This is a genomic window from Kordiimonas lipolytica (assembly GCF_001550065.1).
The window spans coordinates 409,622-427,082 of sequence record NZ_LRUB01000035.1 but is presented as its reverse complement, the minus strand read 5'-3'; the positions used below and the strand labels follow the sequence as shown (position 1 = coordinate 427,082).

The 17,461-nt window shown below is 55.8% G+C and carries 15 protein-coding genes and 2 tRNA genes; 6 read left to right on the top strand and 11 right to left on the bottom strand.

Going from position 1 to position 17,461, the window contains the following annotated elements; genetic code table 11:
- The 3 genes from tuf to KORM41_RS19775 all read right to left on the bottom strand — a co-directional run bounded on the left by tuf (nt 1) and on the right by KORM41_RS19775 (nt 1,547).
- Nucleotides 1-1,191, bottom strand: a complete 1,191-nt coding sequence (gene tuf, locus KORM41_RS19785; protein ID WP_068144728.1) for an elongation factor Tu — start codon at nt 1,189-1,191, stop codon at nt 1-3.
- A gap of 118 nt (nt 1,192-1,309) precedes the next feature.
- Nucleotides 1,310-1,383: transfer RNA gene (locus tag KORM41_RS19780), tRNA-Gly, on the bottom strand.
- Between the two features lie 80 nt (nt 1,384-1,463).
- Nucleotides 1,464-1,547, bottom strand: a tRNA-Tyr gene (locus KORM41_RS19775).
- A 212-nt stretch (nt 1,548-1,759) separates the two neighbouring features.
- Here KORM41_RS19775 and rlmB point away from each other — a divergent pair.
- From rlmB to KORM41_RS19750, 5 genes are all read left to right on the top strand, one after another.
- Nucleotides 1,760-2,650, top strand: coding sequence for a 23S rRNA (guanosine(2251)-2'-O)-methyltransferase RlmB (rlmB, locus tag KORM41_RS19770; RefSeq protein ID WP_231727350.1), 891 nt, complete (start codon nt 1,760-1,762; stop codon nt 2,648-2,650).
- Nucleotides 2,647-3,072: a cupin domain-containing protein gene (locus tag KORM41_RS19765; RefSeq protein WP_068152517.1), complete on the top strand. Its 426-nt coding sequence runs from the start codon at nt 2,647-2,649 to the stop codon at nt 3,070-3,072. Before rlmB ends, KORM41_RS19765 begins: the two co-directional genes overlap by 4 nt.
- A gap of 21 nt (nt 3,073-3,093) precedes the next feature.
- Complete coding sequence (locus KORM41_RS19760) at nt 3,094-3,519, top strand: cupin domain-containing protein (protein ID WP_068152513.1); 426 nt, start codon at nt 3,094-3,096, stop codon at nt 3,517-3,519.
- A 153-nt stretch (nt 3,520-3,672) separates the two neighbouring features.
- Nucleotides 3,673-4,539 (top strand): methyl-accepting chemotaxis protein, encoded by an 867-nt coding sequence (locus tag KORM41_RS19755; RefSeq protein WP_068152509.1) that lies wholly within the window; start codon nt 3,673-3,675, stop codon nt 4,537-4,539.
- 258 nt (nt 4,540-4,797) lie between these two features.
- Nucleotides 4,798-7,485: a calcium-binding protein gene (locus KORM41_RS19750; protein WP_068152506.1), complete on the top strand. Its 2,688-nt coding sequence runs from the start codon at nt 4,798-4,800 to the stop codon at nt 7,483-7,485.
- 87 nt (nt 7,486-7,572) lie between these two features.
- On the opposite strand, the gene KORM41_RS19745 is transcribed toward KORM41_RS19750, so the two are convergent.
- From KORM41_RS19745 to KORM41_RS22410, 4 genes are read right to left on the bottom strand one after another with little or no spacing between them, the layout of a single operon-like run.
- The gene (locus KORM41_RS19745; RefSeq protein ID WP_068152503.1) at nt 7,573-8,511 is read right to left on the bottom strand and encodes a hypothetical protein; all 939 of its coding nucleotides are present in this window, start codon (nt 8,509-8,511) and stop codon (nt 7,573-7,575) included.
- A complete protein-coding gene (locus KORM41_RS19740) occupies nt 8,511-9,368 on the bottom strand; it encodes an ABC transporter ATP-binding protein (RefSeq protein ID WP_068152499.1) in 858 nt (285 codons plus the stop codon). The genes KORM41_RS19745 and KORM41_RS19740 overlap by 1 nt, the downstream gene beginning before the upstream one ends.
- Nucleotides 9,369-9,379: 11 nt before the next feature.
- Entirely contained in the window at nt 9,380-9,739 is a 360-nt protein-coding gene (locus KORM41_RS19735) for a GntR family transcriptional regulator (protein WP_068152497.1), read from the bottom strand.
- A gap of 15 nt (nt 9,740-9,754) precedes the next feature.
- Complete coding sequence (locus tag KORM41_RS22410) at nt 9,755-9,883, bottom strand: hypothetical protein (protein WP_269448992.1); 129 nt, start codon at nt 9,881-9,883, stop codon at nt 9,755-9,757.
- A 690-nt stretch (nt 9,884-10,573) separates the two neighbouring features.
- Between KORM41_RS22410 and KORM41_RS19730 the strand changes: the two genes are divergently transcribed.
- Complete coding sequence (locus KORM41_RS19730) at nt 10,574-11,737, top strand: alkaline phosphatase family protein (RefSeq protein WP_082720078.1); 1,164 nt, start codon at nt 10,574-10,576, stop codon at nt 11,735-11,737.
- A gap of 113 nt (nt 11,738-11,850) precedes the next feature.
- Here the strand turns inward: KORM41_RS19730 and KORM41_RS19725 are convergent, their stop codons facing one another.
- The 4 genes from KORM41_RS19725 to KORM41_RS19710 form a co-directional block, all read right to left on the bottom strand.
- Nucleotides 11,851-12,939 carry an alkaline phosphatase D family protein gene (locus tag KORM41_RS19725; RefSeq protein ID WP_197421305.1) on the bottom strand — a complete coding sequence of 363 codons (1,089 nt, stop codon included), beginning with the start codon at nt 12,937-12,939 and terminating at the stop codon, nt 11,851-11,853.
- A 90-nt stretch (nt 12,940-13,029) separates the two neighbouring features.
- A complete protein-coding gene (locus tag KORM41_RS19720; RefSeq protein ID WP_068152488.1) occupies nt 13,030-15,369 on the bottom strand; it encodes a TonB-dependent receptor domain-containing protein in 2,340 nt (779 codons plus the stop codon).
- 231 nt (nt 15,370-15,600) lie between these two features.
- A complete protein-coding gene (gene betI, locus KORM41_RS19715) occupies nt 15,601-16,170 on the bottom strand; it encodes a choline-binding transcriptional repressor BetI (RefSeq protein WP_231727349.1) in 570 nt (189 codons plus the stop codon).
- A gap of 79 nt (nt 16,171-16,249) precedes the next feature.
- Entirely contained in the window at nt 16,250-17,443 is a 1,194-nt protein-coding gene (locus KORM41_RS19710) for an MFS transporter (RefSeq protein WP_068152483.1), read from the bottom strand.
- Nucleotides 17,444-17,461 lie beyond the last annotated feature (18 nt).

Below are 17,461 nucleotides of genomic sequence, written 5' to 3'. Positions count from 1 at the left end.
TTACGCGATGATTTTAGCTACAACGCCGGCGCCAACGGTACGGCCACCTTCGCGGATTGCGAAGCGGAGGCCTTCATCCATGGCGATCGGAGCGATCAGCTCAACAGTCAGGTTCACGTTGTCACCAGGCATTACCATTTCGGTGCCTTCTGGCAGTTCAACATTACCGGTCACGTCAGTTGTACGGAAGTAGAACTGTGGACGGTAGTTCGCGAAGAACGGCGTGTGACGACCACCTTCCTCTTTAGTGAGGATGTAAGTCTCGGCAGTGAACTTGGTGTGTGGCGTGATCGAGCCAACGTGTGCCAGAACCTGGCCACGCTCAACGTCATCACGAGCTACACCACGCAGCAGCGCACCGATGTTGTCGCCCGCACGACCTTCATCAAGAAGCTTGCGGAACATTTCAACGCCAGTAACAGTTGTCTTCTGAGTGTCGCGGATACCAACGATCTCGATCTCTTCGCCAACTTTCACGATGCCGCGCTCAACACGACCAGTACATACAGTACCGCGACCGGAGATGGAGAATACGTCCTCAACAGGCATCAGGAATGCACCGTCAACAGCACGCTCTGGCTGTGGGATGTAATCATCAACGGCTTTCATCAGCTCGATGATCTTGTCTTTACCGATGTTGTCGTCACGACCTTCGAGAGCTGCAAGAGCAGAACCAGCTACGATCGGAATATCGTCGCCTGGGAAATCATACTCAGACAGAAGCTCACGGATTTCCATCTCAACAAGCTCGAGGAGCTCTTCGTCGTCAACCTGGTCAACTTTGTTCATGAACACAACAAGCGCTGGTACACCAACCTGACGAGCAAGCAGGATGTGCTCGCGTGTCTGTGGCATTGGACCATCTGCTGCGTTAACAACCAGGATAGCGCCGTCCATTTGAGCCGCGCCCGTGATCATGTTCTTCACATAGTCAGCGTGACCTGGGCAGTCAACGTGCGCATAGTGACGTGCTTCAGTCTCATACTCAACGTGTGCAGTAGAGATCGTGATACCACGCTCACGCTCCTCTGGAGCCTTGTCAATGTTCGCGAAGTCTACAGCTGCACCGCCGTATGCTTCAGCCAGAACTTTCGTGATCGCAGCTGTCAACGTCGTCTTACCATGGTCAACGTGACCAATAGTACCGATGTTGCAGTGCGGCTTATTACGTTCAAACTTTTCTTTAGCCATTGCCCGTCTACCTTTGCAAGCAATCACGCCTTTGTTCACACTCAGGCGAGCTTTCCATTTAACCCCGTGACACCCACCCGGGAAGTCACATGATGATGTCGCCCGAGAGGGACTTAATTGGAGCGGGTGAAGGGAATCGAACCCTCGTCGTAAGCTTGGAAGGCTTCTGCTCTACCATTGAGCTACACCCGCACAAGCCAGCGGCTCCTCTCGAACACGACAAGCCTTCCCGCGCGCAGCACCCGGAGGCGCTTTGTACAAGGAAGGATAAGTGGTGGAGGGGACAGGATTCGAACCTGTGAAGCCGAAGCGTCAGATTTACAGTCTGATGGGTTTGACCGCTCCCCAACCCCTCCACGTATATTCTAGTCCGCCAGCGATACTCGGGACAAAATCCCACTCCGAACTGGCGTCGCGGTGAGGGGCAATATGCGCATATAAATTCGCATGTCAACAGCAACTTCGGAACAATTCGTATTTTTTTGTTAGGTCTTTATAATTCCCTCACTTTAGCATAAGTGACACGCAACAATCTCCACGTTTCCGGCGGGTAATTCACCTGCCGCCCATGTCAGGAAGCACACAGGCGATGGCCAAGAAAGACTTTAAAAAGAATCCGGACCGCCGGACACCCAAAGGCAAGACACGACACACGAGCGGGCAGCGGACAGAGCATCAGGGCCCGCGCCCCCACGGCGAAGGCCGGCCAAGGCAATCAGGCCCCGCGCTGACACCAAAACACAAGAACGGTTTTTTCCTTTTCGGTCGCCATGCGGTCGAAGAAGCGCTCAGGAACCAGAAGCGCGAATGTATTCGCCTTGTTGGCACGCCAAAGGCTGTTCAGGCATCGGGCTTGGCAGCGATACGTCCGAACCTGCATGTGGACATAATAGAAGACGATAGCGTGCTCAGGAGTGCGGTCCCGGCCGATTCCCCGCATCAGGGGATTCTGTTGGAAGTGCGCCCCCTGCCCGGCCTGGACCTTCTGGACCTGGAGCCCACCGCTGGCGAGAAGAACATCATCCTGATGCTTGATCAGGTCACTGACCCGCATAATGTGGGGGCCTGCCTGCGTTCTGCCGCCGCGCTTGGTGCGCGTGCCCTGATAACCCAGGACCGAAACAGCCCCGGTGAATCCGGTGTGCTCGCGCGCGCTGCCGCCGGCGGGCTGGAGACCTTGCCCTGGGTCCGCGCCGCCAATCTGGCGCAGGCGCTAGAGGCCCTGAAGGACATGGGCTACTGGCATGTGGGACTGGACGGGCATACAGACACGGAGATCGGCAATATATCCATGGGCGACAATGTCGTCATTGTCATGGGATCAGAGGGCAAAGGCCTGAGACCGCTGGTACGCAAACATTGCGACGCCATTGCCAAAATCCCTATGACAGGTAAGGTGGAAAGCCTGAATGTATCCAATGCAGCCGCCATCGCGCTCTATGAAATGGGGAAAGCATGACCACTGCCGCAGAAATTATTGAGAAGCTGAACCTCTCGCCTCACCCTGAAGGCGGTTACTATCGCCGCACCTATTGCCACGACCGAAGGGTGGATGGGCGCGCCTATGCGTCTTCCATCTATTATCTGATCGAACAAAAGAGCTTCGCCTTGTGGCACAGGGTGGACGCAGACGAGCTATGGTTCTGGCACGGCGGCGCCCCGGCGATTATAGAGATGGGCGCAAATACGGTTGCAGACGAAAGCCACACAATGGGCATGGACGTCGTTGCAGGGCACAAGCCGCAACTGGTTATCCCCGGCAATACCTGGCAGCGCATTCGCAGCACCGGCGACTGGACGCTGTTTTCGAGCGTCGTCAGCCCCGAGTTTACCTTCGAGACACTCGACCTGCATATCGAAAGCCGCCCGGCAGACAAGTAAAGCCGCAAGACAGGAAACAGTGTGACAAGCGCACAGGACATTATCAACGAGCTTGGGCTGAAGCCCCACCCCGAAGGCGGCTATTTCCGCCGCACCTACAGGAATGCTGCAAACGGCGACAAGCGGGGCCACTGCTCCGCCATCTATTATCTGCTGGACCAACAGGACTTTGCCCTTTGGCACCGAATAGACGCAGATGAACTTTGGTGCTGGCACGCCGGGGCCCCTTTGACGCTCGAGATCGGCCGCGACAAAAACACCGCGCAACCCCAGACCCTTGGCACCGACATACTGGCTGGCGAACGGCCGCAAATCCTGGTGCCAGCGGACCACTGGCAACGGGCGCGCAGCAATGGCGGCTGGTCGCTCGTGAGCTGCATCGTTGCGCCAGAGTTCATGTTCGAGACCCTGGAACTGCCGGACGGCACCATCAGCTCCACCGAATAAGCCCCCACATTCAAGAACACCGTCGCAGTTATTCAGGGTTTAACTGTGGGTCGATTTCGCCTAGGGTGTGATCCGATCAGGATTGGGGATTTTCCTGAAAATAAGAATAACCAGACGTGAGCCTTACGGGCCTGACGCTTGAAGGGGAGTTGTATGTTGAACCAAGAAACACAAGAGAAAAACAGCCGCGACCTGTCGCAGCAATTCGAAACGTCGGTGCTGGCGGCCATTGACCGGCTGGGCGGCACCGCAGACGAGCTGGAGAGCGCTGCGGCCACCATGAATGGCGCCACGCAGGAAACCGTGGACGGCATGCAGCATGCGGAACAAAAAGCACGCCATGCCGGCTCAAGTGTCAACGCGGTCGCGGGTGCGACCGAAGAAATCTCGGCTTCTGTCGGCAATGTCAGCGAACAGATGGGCCGCGCCGCAGAAGTGACAGCAAAGGCGCTTGAGGAGGCCAATGACGCTTCCCGCCTGATTGCCACGCTGAACGAATCCGGCAAGAAGATCAGCGAAGTGATCAAACTGATCAACGACATCGCAAGCCAGACAAACCTGCTGGCGCTTAACGCCACCATTGAGGCCGCGCGTGCGGGCGAAGCAGGCAAGGGCTTCGCCGTTGTGGCGTCCGAGGTGAAGGCGCTGGCAACCCAGACAGCCCGGGCAACGGATGAGATCAGCCAACAGATCAACGAGCTTCAGGGCGCAACCACGGATGCCGTTTCCGCATTCGAGAAAATCAGCGGCCGCATCAAGGAAGTGGACGAGATCGCGGGCGAAGTTTCCGGCACCGTCAGCCAGCAGGCTGCCGCAGCGCAGGAAATCAGCCACAGCGCCGCGCAGGCCGCTGAGGCAACAAGCGGTGTGATTAGCGATTTTGACCATATGGGGGACGCCACATCACGGACGCAGGGTGCCGCCAGTGCGGTAACCGAGAAGGTCTCAAGCCTGCAACAGCAAGGTGCCGACCTGCGCGCCAGCGTACAGGACTTCATGAAGCACTTGCATCAGGGCTAATTGGTTGAAGGACGCTGCAGACTGAAAGGCCGTCCAGATTGGGCGGCCTTTTGTTTGCGTGATCTCTAAAAATTTACACAAGTTATTGTAAAAAGGTCTTTTTTCGTAAACAAGCCCTTAAACGTATATAAGACACAATGAGTCGCATGAGGTGGCGGAGCCAACCGGAATGTACTCATTGGCAGATGAGACTTTTCCAATACCGCCGAATTGAAGCCAGGTGTGTTGGCAGCGCACCTTTGCGACAACAGGTGACCTATGTCTGACGAAGCGGTTCTGGACACAACCCTTCCTATACTCGATAGCATTTCCATCAAGGACCCCATCGTTGACCGGGGCGAAGGCGACAACAGTGTAACGGTGTTGCTGGCCGCCTCTGATGCCGACAGCGAAGTGGCGTCCATCCGCGTGACGGTGACAGACCCGGAGGGCGGCACAATGGTAAAAATGCTGGGCGCCGCATCCGGCGAACTGACGTTTACGATCGCCGACGACAAGCCCGAGGGCGAATATAAGGTCACGGAAGTGGTGGTAACCGACACCGCAGGCAACGCCCGCACCTATGATGGCGCTGACCTATCAAGCCTGTTTGAAGTGGCCGTAACGGTGGTGAATGCCGAAGAGGATATAACCCCGCCTGAACTCGAAGACCTGACGATCCTTGATCCCGTCGTGAACATTTCAGACGGTGACCAGTCAGCCACTGTCAGACTGACGTTGTCGGACGACTTATCCGGCGTATCCGCTGCAACCCTATACATTTACAATGATGATGGCTTAAAATTGAATGTTCAGGGCCATTTGCGCACCGAATCTGGAACAATAACTTTGAATTTTCCGGACACTTTCCCAAGCGGCACATACTATTTTCGCTTGGATTTGTTCGACAAGACAGGCAATTCGAAGAATCTCTTTTCCGAAGATTTACAGGCACTGGGATTTACAAGCTCTGTAGAAGTAATCAACACCGCAAGTGATGGTACCCCTCCAGACCTAGTTGCTTTCGAAATTCAAGACCCCTTGGTCGATTGGTCGACCGGGGACACGCAAGTTACCATCAACTATGCTGTCGAAGACGCTTTATCAGACATTGAGATGATCTGGATATACATCCGAACAGAAGAAGGGCAGATTGTTACCGGTCGCAATTCTAACGCCAGTGAGGGCTCCCTAACACTCGATCTTCCTGGAAACGTGGAAAACGGTGACTATCGCGTCACCCTCTCGGTTACAGACACGGCAGGAAACACAAGAGCCTATTCCGCTGAAAGCCTAGAAAACCTTGGATTCAATTCAACCGTAACCATCATCGGCTCTGACCCTGATACAGAGAGCCCGTACCTGGTCCATCTTGCCATTGAAGATCCTGTTATTGATTTCTCAACCGGGGACAGAGATGTAACCTTGGGCGTGGAACTGGGAGATGACAAGTCAGGCATCAAATATTTTACTGTGATGCTAATCTCCCCATCGGAACAGATCGTTTCAATGAGTTTCAACGACACGAACAGCGCCACCCACACCTTCACTATTCCGGACTATTATGCCTCAGGTGAATATACGATCCGCATCTATGGCGCAGACAATGCCGGAAATGCATTTAATTTTACAACTAAAGGCCTGTCTTCTTTGGGATTTGCCGCATCCTTTCAAGTCTCTGACGCGGGTGGCGGCAACGACGACGACACCCTGCCCGGAGGCAATGAGGATGATGCAGACGACGGCGATGATGGCGATCATGACAAGGGCCACGGGAATGATGAGGATGGCTTAGACGAAGACAATCCGGGCAATTCAGGCGGCAGCAATGGCGACGACACCGACCATGACGATAACGATAACGATAACGATGACGATGGCGATGGCGATGCCGACAGAGACCATGACGATGACGATGACGATGACGATGACGATGACGACAATGGCCACGGCAACGACGAAGACGGGGTGGATGAAAGCAACCCTGGCAACTCTTCGGGTACCAATCGCCGCCATAAAGGCTCGGACGATGACGACACCATTGAGGGATCAGAAGGCGACGACACCATCACTGGCGGCGACGGCGACGATAACCTCGAAGCAGGCGACGGCGACGACCACATCTGGGCTGGCGCGACCGACACCGGCAATGACCGGCTCGCAGGCGGCCGCGGCAACGATGTGATCGGCGGCGGCAAGGGTAATGATCTCATCGTTGGCGGCAACCGCCGCAAGGGCGAAGATGACGGCGACGACGAAGGCAGTGATATCCTCTATGGCGGTGACGGCGACGACACACTGATCGGCGGGGCTTGGGACGACAGCTCCGGCGACGGCACCTTCAGCCTTGGCGAAGAGGCATCCGATGAGCTTGCGGCCAACAGCCTTTGGGGTGGAGACGGTGACGACCTGATCATCGGCGCGGACGGCGCGGACACCGTGGGCGGCGGCGACGGCAGCGACCGGGTGAACGCCGGCGGCGGTAACGACAAGGTCTATGGTGGCCGTGGCAGCGAGGGCGGCAGCGATGACGTGATCGATGGCGGCGATGGAGACGACATGATTTTCGCGTCCGACGGCAACGACTTTGTTCTGGGCGGCGACGGCGATGATGATCTCTATAGCGGCACGGGCAACGACACAGTGGATGGCGGCGATGGCAACGACACCCTTTGGGGCGGTGGCGGTGACGACCTGTTCACGGGTGGGAGCGGCGCCGACGTATTTGCCTTCGGGGCGTCCTCGGGCAACGATACGGTCACCGATTTCAGCGTGACTGAGGATGAACTAAGGCTGACGGCCACAGTGACAGACTTCACCGATGCCGAAAGTGTTGCGGCAGCAGCGACTGAGACAGCCATTGGCGGCAAGGTCGGGCTTTTGATTGACACCGGCGACGGCAACAGTGTGTTCCTCATCGGCCTGACGCTTGAGGACATCGGCTCAATGACGATGCTTCTGGACTGACCCGGTAGCGCAAGTAAGAAAAAGGGCCGCTCCGGGGAGCGGCCCTTTCCTTATCTCAGGTTCTTGGGAGAGTTGAGATGGGTTTCTTTAGATTGCGCGTTTGCGCATCTCGATCGCGCCATAGACGAAGCCGCCTGCAATCACCAGGCCCAGCCAGAATTGGCCGTTTGCGAGCGTGTAAGACAAGGCTTCCCAGGTTTCGCCGAACACAAGGTTCAGAAAGTCACTCGGGCCATCGATATCCACATGCGGGTTGCCATAGCGAACCTGCCAACCACCCATATGGGTGCCGAACCACTCAAGGAAGTTTGTGGTTTCAAACAGGATGGCTTCAACAGCGGCAACAACAGCCGGTGGCAGCACCGCCCACATAAAGGGTAGACGCGAGGCGTAGGAGGACACAAACAGCACCCAGGCCAGCAGCGGCAACGCCCAAAGCGTTGACATGATATAGTGCACAATAAACAGCGACCATGTGCCAAACATCAGGCCCAGCGGCCACATTTCCAGCACCGGTCCGCCCTGAAACAGCACAACAAGGCTGAGGAACAAGGCAATCACTATCTGCGCGGCCACCGCAACACCCAGGAACACCAGCGGCGCAACCACAACGGGCGTTATCAGCTTTGCCAACACTTCCTGCCAATCGGCCACAGGCATGGATTTCCAGAACAGGATCGACCGGTCCCGGCGCTCTTCATAAAGCGCAGACAGAAGCGAGAAGAACACCACGAACGGCAGAGCCACCCAACTGATGCCACCCATCACCCAGTAGCTCAGGGTAATAGCAGCTGGCAGTTCATGCTCGCCCTTGTCACTGTTGGCTGCCATATCGATGGCTTCGCCGAAGTTCCTGATTTCAGGATGACTGTCGAACACACCGTCGAATTCGATGGTGGCCCCAAAACCGATGGTCGATACGATCACCAGGAAGACCGACAAGGCCCCAAGGATCGCCGGCACCCGGATGTAGCCGTTCTTGCCGTCCAGAAGTTCGCGTTTAATGAGGGCTGTGAACGTATTCATTATGCCTCTCCTGTCATGGTCGCCACGAAAATATCCGCAAGGCCCAGGCGGCGCGTTTCGCCCAGTTTGGCCAGCGTTTCGCGGTCAATATTTTTATATACGCACGTGGATTTGCCGAAGGTTGAGCCCTTTGCAATCGGACCAAGCTTCATTGCTTCTTCCTCTTTACCTGGGCTTACCATCACCTCGATGAACTGCTGTGTCAGCTCGTCCATATCGGATTCAAGCACGATATCGCCGTCCTTGATGAACATCACATCAGAGAGGATATGCTCCACCTCTTCCACCTGGTGGGTGGTGATGATAACCGTCCGCTCCTCATCGAAATATTCTTCGAGCAGGCTTTGATAGAACTGCTTGCGGAAGATGATATCAAGCCCCAGCGTCGGCTCGTCCAGAACCAACAGCTTGGCGTCAATGCTCATCACCACCGCCAGATGCACCTGAACGGTCATGCCTTTTGACAGGGCCCGCACCTTGCGCTCAAGCGGCACTTTCGTGCGGCTCAGGAAGTCCATGGCTTTGGCCCGGTTGAACTTGGGGTGAACGGCCTCGACATAGTCAAGGACCTCCACAACCTTCATCCATTTCGGCAAAGTCGCCACATCGGCGATGAAGCAGACATCCTGCATCAGCGCGTCGCGGTCCTTCGATGGATCGAGGCCGAGCACGCTCAGCTCACCATCATAGGACGAAAGGCCGAGTACAGCATTCAGCATAGTAGTTTTGCCCGCGCCGTTCGCGCCGATAACACCCAGAATACGACCGAGCGGCACCTTGAAGTCCACGCTCCGAAGCGCCTGGAAATCGCCAAAGCTTTTGGAAAGGCCTCTTGCTTCAATTACATAGTCTGTCATTTGGCCCTCCTCTAGTGACTGCGGCTGCTTTTGAGCAGCTCTTCTGTATCAAGACCCAGGCGGCGGATGGTGTCCATCACGCGGGGCCATTCTTCATTAATGAAGCGCTCGCGCTCGGCTTCCATCAGCTTGTCGCGTGCACCTTCAACCACGAACATTCCCAGTCCGCGCTTTTTCTCAACCAGTCCGTCCATGACAAGCTCCTGATAGGCTTTTGAGGCAGTGATAGGATTAATTTGCATTTCCACGGCTACATTCCTTACGGAAGGAAGGGCTTCGCCCTCAACGAGGGAGCCCTCCATGATGGCCGTGACCACTTTGTCCTTCAGCTGCCGGTAGATCGGCTGATCGTCCGTCCAATCCGGCGTCATACGTGCTCCCCTTTCTTACGCTGCAGCTGCAAAGAGCTGGATGTGCACGGATTGTGCGGTGCGCTTGAGAACACTCGCCTCGCGCGCCAGTCGGCGGCTGCGGCGATGTTCGCGTTTCAGGTGATGTTGGGATCTCATCGACATTTTTGTTTCTCCTCGCATATCCGGTTTTCCCGGAGTTTGTTGTTATCGTCTTGTTATCGTTATGCTGTCGTCAGTTTTGAGCATTTACCCCTTGGCCTTTTCGGCTCTTGGTGGGGCGGGGGCCGGGTCTTTATATTTTTGTCCGGCCCCCTGCTCGTTTTCCTCGCTGTCGAGATTATCTCTCGCTTCTGTTCTTTGCTGTCGTCACTCGGGCCGGGTGTTTTCACCTCTTGTCCCGTACCGGCGTTCCTCGCTGAGCCTTTTGGCTCTTGTTTTTTGCCCTTGCCTCTTGTGCCGTGCTTGGAGTGGCTTGAGTGTCTGTTTGGGCGTTTTATCGTGCCGGTGTATTAGTTATGTATAACACCATGTCAGACTTGGCAAGAGGCGAGATCACTTTTCTTGCCACAAAACAAACAACCTATTGATTTTATTGGGTTTAATTTTCAGTAGAATTTAGTCAGAGGTGCACTTGAGGTGTATGAGGCGTGTGTTACAGCTGTTATACTTCCCGTAAAAAACCCCTGATTCTGGCACTGTATAAACACCTGCCAACACACCTTTTATCCCGGTCATTTTTTATTGAGCACTCGTTCAAAAATAAACGGCACTGCAAAACTCCTGTCATGTGGATGTGGAAGATTGCCCTGTATTCTAGGCCACATCCGGCCCGACCAGTAACGAGGCAGTTCCATGAAAAATCTACTTACCATTGTCACAATCCTGCTTTTAGGCTGGCTTCCCGCCAGTGCTGAAACGAAAACAGAAACCGTAATCCTGATCACCATCGACGGCCTTCGCTGGCAGGAGGTTTTCACCGGCGTGGATGAAGCCTTCTTCGACCAGGAAGCCTATATTGCCCACAAGAAGCACCATGAGGCATTCAAGGCACAATTCGGCGCGGAAACACCTGAGGCCCGGCGGCAGGCCCTGATGCCTTTCTTTTGGTCGACACTTGTGCGTGAAGGCCAGCTTTATGGCAACCGCAACAAGGGCAGCGTGGGGCGGTTGACCAACCGTTTCCATTTCTCCTACCCCGGCTATTCGGAAATCCTGACGGGCATTGCGGATGACGCGCGTATCACCAGTAACGATAAAATCCTGAACCCGAACCGCACGCTGCCGGAATGGCTGGCCGCCAAGCCGGAGAACGACGGCAAGGTAGAAGCGTTCGGTTCATGGGACGTATTCCCCTACATCCTGAATGAGGAACGCGCAGGCATTCCCGTAAACGCCGGCTTTGAGGATTATCCCGCTAGCGGTGACGAAAAGGTTGCGTTCCTCAACAAACTGCAGGGCGAGGTTCCTAGTCCCTGGGATACCGTGCGTCTGGACGCCTTCACCATGGGCTATGCCCGCGCGGCGCTGAAGCGCGAAAAGATGCGCTTCGTCTATATCGCGCTGGGGGAAACGGACGACTTCGCCCACGACGGCCACTATGATCAATATGCGATGGCCGCCCACCGCACGGACACCGCAATCGCAGAGCTGTGGACCTGGCTGCAATCGGATGACCGATACCGCGGCAAAACCACACTGCTGATCACCACAGACCATGGCCGCGGCAGCGACAGCCTCGACGCATGGCGCCATCACGGTCGCTTCCCCTACACCAAAGAAGATGGCGCAGAAGCCATCAGCGATTTCAAGGGCGACGACGCCATCTGGATGGCCGCTATCGGGCCCGACACACCCGCACTGGGCGAAGTTGAAGGCCGACATGAGGTAACAACCAACCAGATTGCCGCTACTGCCGCCCGTTTCCTGGGATACACCTTCGAGAGCGACCACCCTTCCGTGAAAGCCGGTGCGCCGATCACCAGCATGATGGACACGCCCCTTGAGGCCGCGAGATAAGCTGCAGGACGAAAAAATGGCGGGGCAATTGCCCCGCCAAGCCTGCCACTTGGAAGGTTCAGCCACGCTACCTGAGGGAGGGATGGCTCAAAGGCTCTAGAGCCCCGGAGCCGTCAGGACGGGGAAAGGTGACTGAGCAGCAGAGATTTTTCAAATACAGGTTTGCCATCCGCGTCCCGCGCCTGCAGGACAATCAGCGGATCAGGCACATTCCAGTCAATCTCGATCACGCCGAAATTCACTTTCGTGTACATGCAGCCCGGCAGCCGGTAGGCATTTGGGCTCATGTTATGCCAGGTCTGTGTGAGGCCTGAGGAGGTGAAATCATATAGGGGGTAAGGCGCGTGATCGTCCTGGCGCGAAATTTCAGCCCAGTGAGTATCACCGCTGATGAACAGCACGCCGTTCGCCCGCGTTTTGCCAATCAGGTCAATCATGCGCTGGCGCTCATTCGGGAACAGGCTCCAGGCCTCCCACCCCGGGAAAGTGGAGATGAACTGCAGGCTTGAGCCAATGATACGCAGCTTCGCGGGTTTCCTGAGCTCGCCCTCAAGCCAAGACCACTGCTTTTCCCCAAGCATGGTCGCCCCCGCATCCGTCACCGGCACATAGGGCCCGAGCGCCATCTGGTCGCGCCGTTTGGCTTCAGCCTCACTGACGTGCCTGATCGGCGTACGGTTCCAGCGGAGGTCCAACAGGATCACCTGCACACGCTCATGCGCGGGACCATATTCATAGGAATGGTAGATGCCATCGTCATCCCGGCGACGGGCGCCGCCTTCATCCCCCCAGAATTTCAGGAACAGGTCTTTCGACTGCTCTTTCATGGGGTATTCGCGGCCCGCGTCGTTTTCGCCATAATCATGGTCGTCCCATGTGGCAATCACCGGCGTCTTCCGGCGCAGCTTCGCGAAGCCCTCTTTGGCCGCCAGACGTCGGTATTTATCCGCTAGCAGCGCCATATCGCGTGTATCGCCGTAAATATTATCGCCCAGCATCACGAACAGATCAGGGTCCAGGTCCTGGATTGGCTCCCAGATCGGTTGGGCCTTGTCCTGATGGGCGCATGAGCCAAAAAGAATGCGGGACAGGCGCTTGCCTGCTGCCCCCGTTTTGGCGAAAGCGCCAGCGTCCGGCAGGCCAACCATCAGCGCCGCGCCCGCGGCCCCCATCAGCTTCAGTGTATCGCGTCTAGTGGTCAATTCACTGCTCCGTCGTCATATTCTCAGAAAAAGCGGCAGGCGGCCGGAGCCACCTGCCAGTTGGTTCACCGTAGTGCGCCGTTGGGAATGCTAGAACTTCAAGGTCAGGTTTGCAGTAACCTGACGGTCAGCACCGATGAAGTAAGAACCCGGCGTACCGCCGCCCAGATAGTTCTTATCCAGAAGGTTGGTCACATTCAGGCTCACATCCACCGCCTGAACGCCTGGGATCACACCCTCGTCCAGCGAATAGCCGACCCATGCGTCAACCAGCGTGAAGCTATCCAGCTCTTGCGTGTTGGCGAAATCGCCGAAGCGGCTGCCCACATGTTTGGCAGAGATACCTGCGCGCAGGCCTTCGTTTGCGTAAGAAAGCGTGCCAACCAGCTGGAACTCAGGTGCCAGCGCAACCTTGTTGCCTTCGACAACATCGGCGGTCGTGTCGCTATACTCACTGTTGTTGAGGGTCAGTGAGCTGTAGAAGTTCCAATAGTCAGCGAAATCAGCGGAGATGCTGGCTTCAATACCCTTGGACTTGATGCCGCCTACGTTGAGGTAAGTACCTTCGCCTTCTTCCAGATAATCGATACCGCTGGTGCCGTCGCCCGCAGATACGAAAGTGATGCGGTTGTTGAACTTGATATAGTAACCGGTCAGCGTTGCCCGCAGCCACTCGTTGGAATAACGGATACCGATATCGAAGTTGTCGGCTGTTTCGCCTTGAAGGTCCGGAATATTCGGGTTGGAGGCGCTGGCACGACCTTCAATCACATTGTCCTTGATGGCGGCGAAGTTCTGGCTGAAGCCACCGAAGACTTCCAGGTTGTCTGTGGCGTTATAAACCACACCGGCGGTGATCAGGATGTCAGAATCGCTATCCAGTTCCTGCTGGGCTTCGTTGCCGAAATTATCCTCGCGGGAGAGGTCCACAAAGAATTTCTTGATGCCACCGCGCAGTGTCAGGTCGCCGATCTCGAACGTGTCTTCAGCATAAAGCATGATCGTGTCGGTCTGGAATGTACGGTCATACTGGCGCCAGTATTCAGTTTCATCAAACTCGACACCAGCCAGAATATTGGTGCGTTCGTGCCAGGTGCGGTATTCGTCGCGGGTGTTATCTTCCCACCACAGACCAGCGCGCAGCGTGTTGTTTTCGCCCATGCGGTAAGCCATGTCAGCCGTTACGCCAAAGCGTTGCTTGCCATAGTTAGTGTGGCGGTAGGACCCAACAGGGATCGCTGTCGCATCATAACAAGCCGGGTTGTTGGCTGGCGAGCCGCCGCCATATGGGAAGGTCAGCGTGGCTGTACAGTCAGCATTTGGCGCGAGCGGGTTGCCGCCATTGTCGGTGAAGGTATAGGCACCTGCGATGCTGCCGCCATAGATGGCGCCATTGGACTGCACGTCGCCGCCGGATACGGCCACCAGGTAAGGAGGCGTCCAGTCACCACGGCCCCAATTGTCGTGGAAATATGGTGCTACGGTGAAGTCCAGATTTTCGCCCTTGTATTCAGCTTTGACATAAGCGAACCAGTTTTCCCGCAGCGTGCCCCAGCCCGGACGGTAAACCTGGTCAACATACGGAACACCTGTGACTGTATCGGTCAGGCGGTCCCAATCTGGGTCTTCTTCGAACTGTGCGATGGAAATACGCTGATAGTTGTTTTCCCAGGTATCATCCCAGGAAAGACGGCCCGTGAAGGTCCATTCGTCCTGCTCGGACACGATCTTGGCTGCGAAATGATCGCGCTCGGTGCCGCCTGCGTTACCGATCCATGCGTCGTTCGACTGGGTCGAATAGCTGAAGTAGGCGCTGGTACCCTCAGCGAACTCGCCAGTGTCATAGCGGAAGAAATAACGCTCGGCATTGTTTTCGCCGAAGCTCAGACCCGCCCAGAAACGGCGCTCTTCAAGCGGGTTGCTGGTCTGGAAATCGATGGTGCCGCCAAGGGCTTCGTGGGACGGCGAGGCGATATCAGCCGTACCCTGGGAAACGATGGCACGCGCCAGGTTTTCGCTGTCGATATAACGGTTGGCTTTCGCACCGCCGCCATAGTTGGAATTGCCGTTCGGCAGGCCGTCAATGGTCATGCCGATCTGCTGCTCTGAGAGACTCACGGTAAAGCCACGAACAGAAAGGCTTGTGGACCAATCATCAGACCCGAAGGTGCCGCCTTCAGAAACGAAAATACCTGGCAGGTTGTCGATCACGGACAGAACGCTGGCGGCGTCTGGTTCCTGATCAAGCATAACCGGGTCTGTCGCGTTGTTCGCAAAAGTGGTTTTGCGGGCTGAGACGATGATTTCCTCGAAATCCGATGATGCGTCATAAGCAGCTTCGGTTGCTGCTTCTTCCGCAGTAGCTGCCGCGGATACAGCAAGGATGCTGCATGCGCCGAGCAGTGCGAATTTATTTAATTTGAGTGTCATATTCCTGAGCCTTTGAGTGTTTAAAATTGTTCTCTATTTTTATTGAATGGATGTTCAATAAAAATGTCGCAGGCGTGTTAATGCGCTGAAAGAATTACGCTTTAGTGACACTTTCATGAGAGTTCAGAAAAACTTGGAAAGCCCCATCAAACCCTTGAAATGGCTTGTTGAAGGCGGCATCTACACTCGGATCAATGCGTATTAGAGGTAAGATTTTAGGCAGGTGACCGGTTAAGACCACGCGTGGATATATCGATCAAAACTTGATTCGACTTGTAGGCGAATCTCATCCAGAAGTGGCGCCTTGCTGCTGGTCGCAGACCGGAGCCAAAACCCATCGATCAGGGAGGCAAAAATCTCGGCTCCTGGGGCGACGGCCTCGGGCATGACAAGCGCCTTCAATTCACACCGAAGATTTGAAAGAAGACGCCTGTTATAGATGCGCTGAAGCCGCTTCAATTCCGGTGAAAAAGGAACCTGCGCCCAAAAGGCCAGCCAAGCCCGAACAATCTGAGGTTCATATTGTTCGTCATCGAAATTGGTTGCGACGATGGCGGACAACCGTTCACGCGGCGTTACAGCATTCTGAAGACGATTGAGGAATGCGTCATGCAGTTCAAACAGCACCCGAGCCATCGTAGCTTCAAGAAGAGCCTGCTTGCCACCGAAATAGTGCGAGATGATGCCCACGGACAGACCCGCTTCCTTTGCAATCCGTCCCACGGTGGTATCCGCATAGCCAACACTGGCAATAGTACGAATGGTCGCGTCAATCAGTTGCTGACGCCGAATGGGCTGCATTCCAACCTTAGGCACGTTTGTCCCTTTGCATTATCATGAAGTGTCTTGCTGCCACAGCGCCTATGGCTGGGTCAAATCATTACTGCGCTGAAGGTAATCGCTCGCCTGCAAACCTGTGTGTCAGGCATGTCAGGAACAAAAGCAGGTGCCCTGCGCCCAGCATGATGAAGACGGCATACTGCCCCCACAGTCCCGCCAATACCCCGATAAGAAGCGGCCCCAGAAACGACCCTTTGCCGTTAAGAAGCAACAGTCCGCCACTTGCGGCCAGGCGGTCCTTGTCTTCAAGCCGGTCATGCACAAGCGACACAGACAACGCGTAAAGTGGCAATGAGCATCCACCAAACAGGGTAGCAAAAGCCAGCATGACGGGGAATGAAAGTGGCAGCAGCAGGCAAAATGCACTGACACCTGCCGACAAGGCGCAGGCCATAAAGACCCGCTCTCTTCCGATCACGTCAGAAAGATGCCCCAGGGGATATTGGAAGGCGCCGCCACCAACAATGAAAGCCGCGACAAAAAGGCTGACGTGCCACTCGCTCCAACCAAGGGATTGCGCGAATGCGGCTGTCAGCCCAAACACGGCACCGAAGCTTACGCCAACAACTAAGGTTCCCATAAAGCCGACCCGGCTCGCCGCAAGCACCGCGCCCAAGGGCATTCGCTGGCTATGGTCAAGTTCGGTTGGCGCCTGTTTACCAAAGTGAAGCATGCTGCCGGCGCCCACCACTGCCGCTGCCATCAAGAAGAAGATCGTATCCCCATGCAGCCAGCTTATGCTCATCAGGAGCGGCGCCAGGCCAGCGCCTATAAACCAACACACCATATAAAGGCTGAAAACCCGGGCCCTGCTTTGCGGGCTGGATTCCAGATTGAACCAGCTTTCGACAACCACATAGTGGCAGGCAACAGCTGCACCCGTGACCAACTGCAGTAAACACCAGGCCCAGAACGTATGGAAATAGGCGTACCCACAAAGTGCGACGGAGGCAACCAGCGCCGCCCGCACAAAAAGTGTCACATGGCCCGAATATCTGATCAGCCTGGGAGCCAAAACCGCGCCGCCCAAAAGCCCCGCAAAATAAGCAGCTACAAGATATGCCGCGTGCGTAGCTGCTGCCTCACTAAGCCCTGCGCGGTAAGCCACCACTGTGCCTTGAAGGCTCGCCACCGCCACGAACACAAGAACGGCAGAGAAGACATGTTTCATGTTTCGGATTGACGCCTTGCCCCGCGAATTGACATTGTCTTGCTCTCGGGAAATTCTGCTCATCGACAAGCGCCCTGGTTC

Coding starts and splice junctions, on each gene's coding strand:
- tuf (WP_068144728.1), bottom strand. CDS start 1,191: ATGGCTAAAGAAAAGTTTGAACGTAATAAGCCGCACTGCAACATCGGT.
- KORM41_RS19755 (WP_068152509.1), top strand. CDS start 3,673: ATGTTGAACCAAGAAACACAAGAGAAAAACAGCCGCGACCTGTCGCAG.
- KORM41_RS19720 (WP_068152488.1), bottom strand. CDS start 15,369: ATGACACTCAAATTAAATAAATTCGCACTGCTCGGCGCATGCAGCATC.
- KORM41_RS19750 (WP_068152506.1), top strand. CDS start 4,798: ATGTCTGACGAAGCGGTTCTGGACACAACCCTTCCTATACTCGATAGC.
- KORM41_RS19710 (WP_068152483.1), bottom strand. CDS start 17,443: ATGAGCAGAATTTCCCGAGAGCAAGACAATGTCAATTCGCGGGGCAAG.
- KORM41_RS19735 (WP_068152497.1), bottom strand. CDS start 9,739: ATGACGCCGGATTGGACGGACGATCAGCCGATCTACCGGCAGCTGAAG.
- betI (WP_231727349.1), bottom strand. CDS start 16,170: ATGCAGCCCATTCGGCGTCAGCAACTGATTGACGCGACCATTCGTACT.
- rlmB (WP_231727350.1), top strand. CDS start 1,760: ATGTCAGGAAGCACACAGGCGATGGCCAAGAAAGACTTTAAAAAGAAT.
- KORM41_RS19765 (WP_068152517.1), top strand. CDS start 2,647: ATGACCACTGCCGCAGAAATTATTGAGAAGCTGAACCTCTCGCCTCAC.
- KORM41_RS22410 (WP_269448992.1), bottom strand. CDS start 9,883: ATGTCGATGAGATCCCAACATCACCTGAAACGCGAACATCGCCGCAGC.
- KORM41_RS19730 (WP_082720078.1), top strand. CDS start 10,574: ATGAAAAATCTACTTACCATTGTCACAATCCTGCTTTTAGGCTGGCTT.
- KORM41_RS19745 (WP_068152503.1), bottom strand. CDS start 8,511: ATGAATACGTTCACAGCCCTCATTAAACGCGAACTTCTGGACGGCAAG.
- KORM41_RS19740 (WP_068152499.1), bottom strand. CDS start 9,368: ATGACAGACTATGTAATTGAAGCAAGAGGCCTTTCCAAAAGCTTTGGC.